The organism is Variovorax boronicumulans NBRC 103145 (assembly GCF_001591345.1).
GTDB lineage: Bacteria > Pseudomonadota > Gammaproteobacteria > Burkholderiales > Burkholderiaceae_C > Variovorax > Variovorax boronicumulans.
This window is the reverse complement of the sequence record NZ_BCUS01000188.1, coordinates 1-7,864: the sequence shown is the minus strand read 5'-3', so window position 1 is coordinate 7,864 and position 7,864 is coordinate 1. Positions and strand designations below refer to the sequence as shown.

At 67.0% G+C, this 7,864-nt stretch carries 9 protein-coding genes; 3 read left to right on the top strand and 6 right to left on the bottom strand.

Going from position 1 to position 7,864, the window contains the following annotated elements; translation table 11 throughout:
• Window positions 1–194: 194 nt before the first annotated feature.
• Entirely contained in the window at window positions 195–1,130 is a 936-nt protein-coding gene (locus tag VBO01S_RS29985; RefSeq protein WP_062482492.1) for a LysR family transcriptional regulator, read from the bottom strand.
• 83 nt (window positions 1,131–1,213) lie between these two features.
• Here VBO01S_RS29985 and VBO01S_RS29980 point away from each other — a divergent pair, with 83 nt between their 5' ends.
• From VBO01S_RS29980 to VBO01S_RS29970, 3 genes are read left to right on the top strand one after another with little or no spacing between them, the layout of a single operon-like run.
• Entirely contained in the window at window positions 1,214–1,990 is a 777-nt protein-coding gene (locus tag VBO01S_RS29980; protein WP_062482489.1) for an SDR family oxidoreductase, read from the top strand.
• Complete coding sequence (locus tag VBO01S_RS29975) at window positions 1,983–2,381, top strand: GlcG/HbpS family heme-binding protein (RefSeq protein WP_062482487.1); 399 nt, start codon at window positions 1,983–1,985, stop codon at window positions 2,379–2,381. Before VBO01S_RS29980 ends, VBO01S_RS29975 begins: the two co-directional genes overlap by 8 nt.
• Window positions 2,382–2,417: 36 nt before the next feature.
• Window positions 2,418–2,897: a hypothetical protein gene (locus tag VBO01S_RS29970; RefSeq protein WP_157627508.1), complete on the top strand. Its 480-nt coding sequence runs from the start codon at window positions 2,418–2,420 to the stop codon at window positions 2,895–2,897.
• A 39-nt stretch (window positions 2,898–2,936) separates the two neighbouring features.
• Here VBO01S_RS29970 and VBO01S_RS29965 read toward each other — a convergent pair whose 3' ends face one another.
• Genes VBO01S_RS29965 through VBO01S_RS29945 form a run of 5 tightly spaced genes read right to left on the bottom strand, consistent with a single transcriptional unit; the run spans window position 2,937 to window position 7,818 of the window.
• On the bottom strand, window positions 2,937–4,019 hold the full coding sequence (locus VBO01S_RS29965) for a phosphotransferase (protein ID WP_062482482.1): 1,083 nt from the start codon (window positions 4,017–4,019) through the stop codon (window positions 2,937–2,939).
• Between the two features lie 52 nt (window positions 4,020–4,071).
• Window positions 4,072–4,848: an enoyl-CoA hydratase/isomerase family protein gene (locus VBO01S_RS29960; RefSeq protein ID WP_062482479.1), complete on the bottom strand. Its 777-nt coding sequence runs from the start codon at window positions 4,846–4,848 to the stop codon at window positions 4,072–4,074.
• Window positions 4,839–6,026 carry a CaiB/BaiF CoA transferase family protein gene (locus VBO01S_RS29955; protein ID WP_062482477.1) on the bottom strand — a complete coding sequence of 396 codons (1,188 nt, stop codon included), beginning with the start codon at window positions 6,024–6,026 and terminating at the stop codon, window positions 4,839–4,841. The genes VBO01S_RS29960 and VBO01S_RS29955 overlap by 10 nt, the downstream gene beginning before the upstream one ends.
• Before the next feature lie 18 nt (window positions 6,027–6,044).
• The gene (locus VBO01S_RS29950; RefSeq protein WP_082818344.1) at window positions 6,045–7,016 is read right to left on the bottom strand and encodes a Bug family tripartite tricarboxylate transporter substrate binding protein; all 972 of its coding nucleotides are present in this window, start codon (window positions 7,014–7,016) and stop codon (window positions 6,045–6,047) included.
• Window positions 7,017–7,044: 28 nt separating this feature from the next.
• Window positions 7,045–7,818 (bottom strand): SDR family NAD(P)-dependent oxidoreductase, encoded by a 774-nt coding sequence (locus VBO01S_RS29945; protein WP_062482472.1) that lies wholly within the window; start codon window positions 7,816–7,818, stop codon window positions 7,045–7,047.
• Window positions 7,819–7,864: the final 46 nt, after the last annotated feature.

The following is a 7,864-nucleotide window of genomic DNA, read 5'->3' as shown; positions in this document are numbered from 1 at the left end:
GCCCTTTTCGCCCTCGACGCCGCGGGGTTCATGGGTGTCGTTCGTGCAGCGATACGCAAGGCTTCGGTGCGTTGAAATGACGAGGGACTTCCGCCCCAGGGAGATGCCGAGAGCGTTCCTTTCGCCCGCGGATTCAGCTGAGAAAAATCGTGGCTGCGCAGATGACTGCGCGCCCTGCGCTCACGCGCACGAATTCAGGCGCGCTCGTGCTGAACGTCGTTCTGGAGCGCCTCGCGCAGCATCGCGATCAGCGCGCGCAACGCGCTGGAAACATGCCGGTGACCGGAGTAGTAGAGGCACAGGCCTGGATATGCCGGGCACCACGCATCCAGCACACGCTCGAGTCGCCCGTCGCTCAGCGCGCTGGCTGCGAGGTGATCGGGCACGAAGGCGATGCCGATGCCGTCGATGGCTGCATCGACCATCAAGGGCTGGTCAGTCAGGGTGAGCGGACCGTTGACGTTGACGGTCTCGGCATTCCCGTGGCGCTCGAACTCCCAGCGATAGATCGCGCCGCTGTCGAAGCGGAAGCGGATGCAGTCATGGCCATGCAGATCCTGCGGCACGGCAGGTCGTCCACGTGCCGCCAGATAGCCCGGCGAAGCCACCGCGGCGAAACGCACCGGCGCACCCACGCGGATCGACACCATGTCCTGCGGGACGGCCTCCGCCAGCCGGATGCCCGCATCGAAACCGTGGGCCACGATGTCGCTGAGCTTTCCGTCGCACACGATGTCGAGGTGAACCTGCGGGTTCTCGCGCAGAAAGCGCGCCAGCACCGGCTGCAGCACCAGGCGGACCGCGCCTTCGCTGGAATTGATCCGCAGGGTGCCGCTCGGGATGCCGCCGAAGCTGTCGATCTCCTGCAGGGCGCCGGCCACTGACGAGAGTGCGGGCCGCAGCGTTGCCGCCAATCGCTCCCCTGCATCGGTCAGCGACACGCTGCGCGTGGTCCGGTTGAGCAGCCTGACCGACAGGCGCTGCTCCAGCGCCTTGATGGAATGGCTCACCGCCGATGCGGTGATGCCGAGTTCCTTTCCTGCCTCGCGAAAGCTGGCATGCGCCGCGACGGCAAGGAACACATTCAGGGAGAGCAGGTCACAGCCCTTGAATTGATGAATGGGATTCACCGGCACAACAAGAATTGATGGGATTGTTTTGATCGTACGGTCTTCCTAGACTGAATGCACGATTCACTCGCAGGTACTCATTCATGTCCCAGAAGATCTTGATGACGGGCGCAAGCTCGGGTTTCGGCCGCGGCACGGCCATTGCATTGGCACGGCTTGGCCACAAGGTGGTGGCCGGCGCCGAAACATGGCCACAGGTTCGCGAACTGCGTGCCGATGCGGCCGAAGCAGGCGTCGAGCTGGAGGTGATCAAGCTCAATCTGCTCGACAAGATCGATATCGCCCACGCGGGCTCCTTCGATCCTGACGTGCTGGTGCTCAATGCCGGCGTCATGGAGGCCGGGCCCATCACCGACATCCCGATGCAGCGGGCGCGCGAGTCGTTCGACATCAACGTGTTCGGGCACCTCGAACTGGTCCAGGCCATCGTGCCCAAGATGGTGGCCCGCCGCGCCGGCAAGGTGGTGTGGACCTCGTCCATGGGCGGCATCCTGGTGGTGCCTTTCCTTGGCATCTACTGCGCGACCAAGCACGCGATCGAGGCCATCGCGGGCTCGATGAAGGTCGAGCTCGCGCCCTTCGGCGTCAAGGTGGCCACCGTCAATCCGGGCGCCTTCCTCACCGGGTTCAACGACACGGGCGTGGAAAGCCATGTCCAGTGGTACGACCCCAAGACCGCGGTCGTTCCGATGCCCGACTTCACCGAAGGCCTGGCCAACCAGGAAGACCCGCAGGAAATGATCGATGCGATGGTCGAGATCATCCCTGCCAAGGAACACCTGTATCGCACGATGCGCCCGTTCGCGACGGTCGACGTGGCCAAGCAATGGCAGGAGACGGAGTGGACCCAGAATGCCTGACATCGCCATCGACGAGGCGCATCGCATCGTGGCCCGCGGCCGCCAGGCGGCCAAGGATGCAGGCCTCAACGCGGTGTTTGCGATCCTGGATCGCGGCGCCAACCTCGTGACCTTCTCGCGCATGGATGATGCATGGCTGGCGTCCAACGAACTGGCGCTGGCCAAGGCGCGCGCTTCGGTGATGTTCCGCATGCCCAGCGAATCGCTGAACGCACCGCTGCAGGTAGGGGCCCCGGTCCCGCACTTCGACCACGTCCATGCAGGGGGCCTGCTGTTGATGGGCGGCGGCCTGCCGATCTTCGACGCGGATGGGGCACTGACCGGAGCGCTCGGGGTGTCCGGTGGAACGCCGGAGCAGGACGCCGCCCTCGCCAGAGCGGCCGTGGCCTGAGGCGTGATGCAGCGGCTCCCCGCGCCGGACCTTCGGATGAACACGGCCGAGACCTACTTCCATGCGGAGCGATGGGGTGGCCTGATATTCGTCGCCGTCGCGGTGACCGCGATCGCCGTGGCCGCATGGACCTGGCGCCACAGCGCGTTCTGGCGTGGTGCGGCGGGCCCGCTTGTCTTGGCGGCGCTGGTCCAGCTGGGTGTCGGCGGCTCCGTCTGGTGGCGCAGCCCGCAAGACCTCGCGCGCGTCCAGCACATCGTCGCGAACGAGCGGGTGCGCCTGGGCATCGAGGAAATTCCTCGCATGCAGGTCGTCATGAACGAATTTGCGAGGAATCGCTGGATCGAGTTCGCGCTCGCCGCAGCCGGGATCCTGCTCGTCATCCTGGCGCCGCAGAGCTCCGTCTGGCAAGGCGCGGGAGCTGGTCTTGCGGTGCAGGCGGCAATGATCTTCCTTCTCGACGGCAGCGCGGAACGGCGAGCTGCCGGCTACCTCTCCTGGCTGCAGTCGCTCTGAACCCGTACGGGCAAGGAGTCCAGCAGGCCGCCATCGTGCTCAGGCCCGCGGCGCGAAATGCCACGCCAGTTCGGCCATCGGCCGCGCACCCCCGGCCTCGGCCTGCGCGCTCGACGCCGTGCCCGCCTCGACCCGCTTGGCGATGCCCTGCAGGATCGCCGCCATGCGGAACAGGTTGTAGGCCAGGTAGAAATTCCAATCGGGCGCCAGCGCCTCAGGCGTCGTGATGCCGGTGCGATCGCAGTACCTGCGGATGTAATCGCTCTCGGTCGGAATGCCCAGGCGCTCCAGGTCGAGTCCGCCGATGCCGCGAAACATCCGAGGCGTGATGTGCCACGACATGCAGTGGTAGCTGAAGTCCGCGAGCGGATGGCCGAGCGTGGACAACTCCCAGTCGAGCACGGCGATCGCGCGTGGCTCGGTGGGGTGGAAGATCAGGTTGTCGAGGCGGAAGTCGCCATGCGCGATCGAGACCATCCGTTCATCGCGAGCGCTTTCGGGCACATGCGCCGGCAACCACGCCATCAATCGCTCCATCTCGGGAATCTCCTGAGTGGCGGATGCAACGTACTGCTTGCTCCAGCGGCCGATCTGGCGCTCGACATAGTTGCCGGGCCTTCCGAAATCGGCGAGGCCGTGCTCCACGAACTTCACCGCATGCAGGGCGGCGATCACGCGGTTCATCTCGTCGTAGATCGCCGCGCGCTCAACGTTGCTCATGCCTTGCAGGGACTGGTCCCACAGCACTCGGCCCTGGACGAACTCCATGATGTAGAACGCACGGCCGATGACCGACTCGTCTTCACAGAGGCAGTGCATGCGCGGCACCGGCACGTCGGTCCCGGCAAGGGCACGCATGACCTTAAACTCGCGCTCCACCGCGTGCGCGGAAGGCAGCAGCTTCGCCGCGGCGCCCGGCTTGGCGCGCATCACGTAGCTTCGCGTGGGCGTCACCAGCTTGTAGGTCGGGTTGGACTGCCCTCCCCTGAACATCTCCACGGCAAGTGGTCCGGCGAAGCCATCGAGGTTGCTTTCGAGCCAGGCAGCGAGCGCGTTCACATCGAATCGATGCTGCGGGGAAATGGCACGTGTGCCGGCGAAATTCTTGGCGTCCTGGGTCATGTCTCTCCAATGGTCTTGATCGGCGTGAAGCGCCCGGCGCAGTTCGCGGGGGTCAACGCCCCTGAAAACTCGGCGCGCGCTTCTCGGCGAAGGCACGACGCCCTTCGATCCGATCGTCGGAATCGCGCAGGTTGCCGAAGCTCTGCTGCTCCAATTCGAGGCCGGCCGTCAACGGCAACTCGCGGCCGACCTGGGCGAGCCTCTTGGCAGTGACCACGGCCAGGGGTGCATTCGAGGCGATGCGCTGCGCGATCGACCGCGCGGCCAACGCGAGATCCGGTGGCGCAACCACCCGGCTGACCAGGCCGATGCGCAACGCTTCCTGGGCGTCGATGCGCTCGCCGGTCAACAGCAGCAGCATCGCGTCCGACTGGCCCACCGCGCGCACGAGGCGCTGCGTACCACCGCCGGCCGGGATGCTCCCGATGCAGACCTCCGGCAGGCCGAATACCGCGGTGCTCGCAGCGATCCGGATGTCGCAGAGCATCGCCATCTCGAGTCCGCCTCCCAACGCGAAGCCGTTGATCGCGGCGATCATCGGCTTGGGCGTCTGCAGGGTCGACACGGGCGGGAGGCCGGCCCTCGAGCCGAAATGCAGTTCGGCAAAGCTCTCTGCGGGCGGCATGGTCTTCTTCAGATCGGCGCCGGTACAGAAGGCCCGTTCGCCCGCTCCCGTGAGAATGCCGACCCGCACGTCCTTGCGGACCGATATCTCGTTCCAGGCTTCGTGCAACTGCGCGGCGGACTCCGGGTCGATCGCGTTCATCGCTTCCGGGCGATTCAGGGTCACGGTGGCAATGAAATCGCGCACCTCGAGCGTCACAGACATGTCGTGTCTCCTTCGTTGTCGTGAGCGATCCCGGCGGCACGCAACACCTCGCGGGTGTGCTCCCCCACGAGCGGCGCGGGACGTCGGGCGCGCGGCACCTCGCCCACCGCGCGCAACGGCGTCCCGGGCAGGGTCAGCTCGCCGGCAATCGGATGGCGCACCGTCTCGGACAACCTCGCATCCGCGAATGCCGGCGAGGCGATGACTTCCGAGTAGTCGTTGATCGGCGCGCAGATGATGTCCACCGCCTCGAAGCGCTTCAGCCATTCGGCGCGCGGGCGGCGCGTCATGCGCTCTTCCAGCAACTGCACCAGCTCGCGACGGTGCGCAATGCGGGCCGACAGCTCACGAAAGCGTGGGTCGGTCAGCAGCCCGGGGCATTCGAGGACCCCGCACAGCGCCTCCCAGCGCGACGGGTGGTAGGCGGCAAGCATGATCCAGCCATCCGCACAACGCAGTGCCTCGTTGGGCGCGGCATAGGGCGCGGCGCTGCCGATGCGCGCCGGGGGAACCCCGTCGGCGAAGTAGCTGGCGAAACTCATCTGCTGCAACGCGATGGCGGACGCAAACATGCTGGCGTCGATCCATTCGCCTTCGCGATCGCCCTCTCCCTCACGTCGGCGCCGCGCCAGCGCTCCCAGCACGCCGATGGCGGCGACGTAGCCGGTCACCATGTCGACGACCGGCACCTGCACCTTGCATGGCGGCGCCTCCGGCAAGCCCGTCACGCTCATCAGGCCGGAGACCGCCTGCAGCACACCATCAACGCCTGGCTTGTGCTGCCACATCCCCTCCTGCCCGTAAGCAGAGACGGAGCAATAGATGACGCCCGGATTGCGTTGCCGCACGTCCTCGTAGCCCAGGCCGAGCCGCTGCATCACGCCGGGACGGAAGCTCTCGACCACCACGTCCGCGTCGGCGGCGAGCTGGAGCGCCGCTTCGCGCTGCTGCGGGTTCTTGAGGTCAAGCGCCACGCTGCGCTTGTTGCCGTTGAGCGCCATGAATCCGAGGCTCTGCCCCTGGACGAAGGGTGCCAGCGCGCGGCACAGCTCGCCTGTGGGCGCCTCGATCTTGACGACATCCGCGCCGAGGTCGGCGAGTGTCTGCGTGCACACCGGTCCTGCGGCGACCTGGGTGAAGTCGATGACGCGGATGCCGTTGAGGGAGTCTCCAAGCATGTCGATTCGTCTCCTCGGTCAGCCGCCGCGAAGGTTGTTCGCGCGGATCACCTTCGTCCACTTGGCGGTGTCCTCCCTGAGTGCCTTCTCCGCCTCGGCGGGCGACAGCAGCATCGGCTCGAAGCCGCTCTTGAGCAGGGACTCGGTCAGCGCCGGGGTGCGCAGCGCCTTGTCCACCGCATCGCGCAGCTGCGCGATGACTGCTTGCGGCGTGCCGGTCGGCACGGTCACATGCCACCAGTAGCCGGCATTGAAGCCCGGCACCCCGCTCTCGCTGATGGTGGGGATCTCGGGCGCCAGGGCGGAGCGCTGCGCGGTCGCGACGCCGAGGATCTTCAGCTTGCCCTGGCGTGCGAACGGCAAGGCCGAAGGCAGGCCCAGCATGGCGAGCGGCACGTGACCACCGACCAGATCGGTCAGCGCCTGCGAGGTGCCCTTGTACGGCACATGCACCAGCGGAAGGCCCGCCATCTCGCCCAGGTAGATGCCTGCCAGATGGTGCGGCGAGGCGGTCCCGGGCGAGGCATAGGCCAGCGGTTGCGCCCCCTTTGCGCGCCCGGCGGCGAGCAGCTCCTGCAGGGTCTTGGCAGGAATGCTCGGACCGGCAGCCAGCACGATGGGCACCGTCGCCAGCGTGGCCACGAACGTCAGGTCGGCCGAGGGATTGAACGCCAGCCTGTCGTACAGAAGGGGCAGCAGCGGGTCGCTGGTGCCGCCGACGCCGACGGTGTAGCCATCGGGGCGGGACCGCGCCAGCTCGCCCAGGCCGATGGTGGTGCCGGCGCCGGCCTTGTTGTCCACCACGAAGGGCTGCCCCATGAGCGTGGCGACACGCTCGAACACGGCGCGGGCGACGGTGTCGGTGCCACCACCGGGCGGATACGGCACGATCAGGCGCACGGGCTTCGACGGATAGTTGTCTGCCCGCACGGACGCTGCCGGTGCCAGCAGCGCGGCGGCGGCTGCCAACGTGAACTCTCTTCTTTTCATGTTGTCTCCTTTCCTTGTGAGGCCGGTGTCAGACCGATGCGCTGCTCAGGCTGCGCCCGCCGCACACGTACAACACCTGCCCCGTCACATAGCTGGACGCTGGCGAAGCGAAGAAGCGCACCGCGTTGGCGACATCCTCGGCCTGGCCGATGCGCTGCATGGGAACGGTGCGCTTGAGGTCTTCCTGGGCCTGGGCCGCGAGCGTGCCGAACAGCGGGGTTTCCACGATCCCCGGCGCAATGGCATTGGCCGTGACGCCGCTGCGCGCGAACTCCAGCGCCAGGCTGCGGGTCAGGCTGACGACGCCGCCCTTCGACGCCGAGTAGCTGGCTTGGCCGCGGTTGCCCAGCCAGGCGCGCGAAGACAGATTGATGATTCGACCGAACTTCTGCGCGACCATCGTCGGAAGCACCGCCTTGCAGCAGATGAATTGCGAGGTCAGGTTGGTCTCGATGACACGCTGCCAGAAGTCGAGCTCCATCTTCGTGACGAGCTTGTCGCCGCCGATGCCCGCGTTGTTGACAAGCACGTCGATGCGGCCATTGCGCTCCAGGAGCTCGGCGGTGGCGGCCTGGACATCTTCCGGCGACGTCACGCTCACGCGGCGCGCAGACACCTCGGCACCTTCCGCTCTGAGCGCTGCAGTCGCGGCATGGAGCGCGTCCGCGTCGATGTCCCAGAGGGCAATGCGGCATCCGACCTCGGCCAGGCTTCGGGCGATGCCCAGGCCGATGCCCCGGGCGCCGCCCGTCACGATGGCGGTCAGGCCGGCCAACTCGTTGGGGATGATGTGGTCTGTCATGACGGGCTCCTTCTTCACGCAGCGAGGATGTGAATGGAACACGCGG

What these genes read in the sequence shown, in the direction of transcription:
- VBO01S_RS29965 (WP_062482482.1), bottom strand. Translation starts at nt 4,019, where the DNA reads ATGACCCAGGACGCCAAGAATTTCGCCGGCACACGTGCCATTTCCCCG.
- VBO01S_RS29980 (WP_062482489.1), top strand. Translation starts at nt 1,214, where the DNA reads ATGTCCCAGAAGATCTTGATGACGGGCGCAAGCTCGGGTTTCGGCCGC.
- VBO01S_RS29970 (WP_157627508.1), top strand. Translation starts at nt 2,418, where the DNA reads ATGAACACGGCCGAGACCTACTTCCATGCGGAGCGATGGGGTGGCCTG.
- VBO01S_RS29955 (WP_062482477.1), bottom strand. Translation starts at nt 6,026, where the DNA reads ATGCTTGGAGACTCCCTCAACGGCATCCGCGTCATCGACTTCACCCAG.
- VBO01S_RS29950 (WP_082818344.1), bottom strand. Translation starts at nt 7,016, where the DNA reads ATGAAAAGAAGAGAGTTCACGTTGGCAGCCGCCGCCGCGCTGCTGGCA.
- VBO01S_RS29975 (WP_062482487.1), top strand. Translation starts at nt 1,983, where the DNA reads ATGCCTGACATCGCCATCGACGAGGCGCATCGCATCGTGGCCCGCGGC.
- VBO01S_RS29945 (WP_062482472.1), bottom strand. Translation starts at nt 7,818, where the DNA reads ATGACAGACCACATCATCCCCAACGAGTTGGCCGGCCTGACCGCCATC.
- VBO01S_RS29960 (WP_062482479.1), bottom strand. Translation starts at nt 4,848, where the DNA reads ATGTCTGTGACGCTCGAGGTGCGCGATTTCATTGCCACCGTGACCCTG.